This window comes from Bradyrhizobium sp. (genome assembly GCF_016462955.1).
Lineage (GTDB): Bacteria > Pseudomonadota > Alphaproteobacteria > Rhizobiales > Xanthobacteraceae > Bradyrhizobium.
The window spans coordinates 1-1,920 of the sequence record NZ_JAEMSD010000821.1 but is presented as its reverse complement, the minus strand read 5'-3'; the positions used below and the strand labels follow the sequence as shown (position 1 = coordinate 1,920).

The window sequence follows — 1,920 nt, the reverse complement described above, 5'->3', positions numbered from 1 at the left end:
AGCGGGGCGAACCGGCTGTCCCCGCTTAGGTCGATCACCTGCAAGGCGGGGGCGTAGCTCCGATCTCCGCCGTCGTCCCTCCCGGGGCGCGCAACGCGCGGATCCGGAACGACAGCGGAGGTGTTGGCTTCTGCTTACTGCGCCAGCGCCAATATTCCGCCGGCAAAGGCGTGCCAGGCGGCTGTCTCGCTGACCGGCCAGTTCAGCACCTTCACCGTCAGCAGCGCCAGCGTGCCGTAGATGTAGACCGGATGCACGCGGCCTTCGCTGCGCCAGTCGCGCACCATGGCGACGACGAGCAGAAGCGAGGCGACGACGGCCGGCGCGATCGTCACCGGCACCGGCGGCGGGCCGGGCGGTCCCGGCGGCGCGAGGAAGGTGAGGAACCAGCGCGCAATCGCAGCGTCTAGGATCGAGACCGCGGCCAGCAGCATCAGGCGCTTGTGGATATCGGGCCTGCGCGTGTTGATGATCGCCAGCACGAACACCACGGCAAAGAACGCGATGCCGCTCATCGGCACGATCGAGAAGGCAACGCCTGCATCGGCCTTCCCAAGCGCCGCGGCGTTCTTCATCGAGGTCACGGATGCGAAGAAGCCAAATATGACCATTGCGGTCGCAAGCGAGACGCCGGCAATGCCTAACGCGCGGTGGTTGACCACACGGCCCGAGGCCGCGAGCCAGGTCTGGAGCACGAAATAGAGTGACCAGGTGAAGAACAAGAGTCCGTGAAAATGAATCACCGGGCTTGCGGACAATGTCCGGTGAGCGAGCGGCACCCAATAGGTCGGTGCGAAGCCGAGGAAGGCGGTGGCGGCGCAGGCAAGCGCCATGTTGAGATAAAAATATCGTGCAGGCGACGCATCACGCGCGCGGACACGACGGTCGTCGATCAGGGTCGTCATCAGGGGTGAGTCTGGGTCGGCGGGGCTTGGTTCAAAGTTCGGGATGTTTCTGTGTGACCTGGCGCACGTTGCTGAACGCCCCAAAGTTCGCCGTCATCCCGGATCTGCGCGCTTAAGGCGCGCTTGTTTCGGGACGACCGCAGAGAGACATCATCCCCCCGCGCTCAATTCTGCGCGATCGAGCTGCTCTTCGAGCCGGTGAAAGGCGTCGTCGCCGATCACCTCGGTGGCGCGCAGCTCGAAGATCGCCTTGCGCGCGGCCTCGATGGCACGTCGACGCAGCGGATCGGCGGGTAATTCGCCGTTCGCAATGCCGCCAGTCGGATCGGCCTCGGCCTGCATCAGGATGGCGCGATATTCGAGCCGCAGGATTTCCGCCTCCTCCGACGGATCGCTCTCGATCGCCTCGAGGGCAGCACGATAGGCGGCCGCGCGCCCGCGGGCGACCTCGATCCCGACGGGATCGTCGTCCCGGAGCTTGGAGGCCAGGATCAGCGGCCGCAGAGTCAGGCCCTGGATCACCAGTGTCCCCAGCACCACCGCAAAAGCGATGAAGACGATGAAGTCGCGGTAGGGGAAGTTCTCCGGCAGGGCAAAGGCGGTGGCCAGCGTGACGAGGCCGCGCATGCCGCACCAGGAGATGATGAACCCGCCTTTCGCCGAGGTGACCTGCTTCGGATCCTTCGGATGGTAGATCCCGCGCGCGACCAGTGCGCGCAGCGTGGCGCGGTAGAACGTCACCCAGAACAGCCGCACCAGCACCACGGTGAGCAGGATCCAGGCGGCGGCCACGCAATATTCCCAGCGCACGTCCGCGTCCAGCCGGGTCCAGATCGGACGCATCTGCATGCCGATCAGCATGAAGGCGAGCACGTTGAGCACGAACACCATCGTCTCCCAGACTGCATCGGACGGCACCCGCAGCCGCGCCGGCATGCGCGCCGGCGCGGTGCGCGCCAGAGTGATGGCGTAGACGACGATGGTGAGGATGCCGGACAGGCCGAGATGCTCGGCG

Annotated in this window: 2 protein-coding genes; both read right to left on the bottom strand. The window is 66.0% G+C overall.

The window, feature by feature from the left end; genetic code table 11:
• Positions 1–134: 134 nt before the first annotated feature.
• Positions 135–905 (bottom strand): hypothetical protein, encoded by a 771-nt coding sequence (locus JHD07_RS38810; protein WP_291631840.1) that lies wholly within the window; start codon positions 903–905, stop codon positions 135–137.
• 150 nt (positions 906–1,055) lie between these two features.
• A partial coding sequence (locus JHD07_RS38805; RefSeq protein WP_291631838.1) for a cation:proton antiporter occupies positions 1,056–1,920 on the bottom strand: 865 nt, incomplete at its 5' end.

Bases quoted from the DNA above. Each gene is read 5' to 3' on its own strand.
- JHD07_RS38810 (WP_291631840.1), bottom strand. From the start codon at position 905: ATGACGACCCTGATCGACGACCGTCGTGTCCGCGCGCGTGATGCGTCG.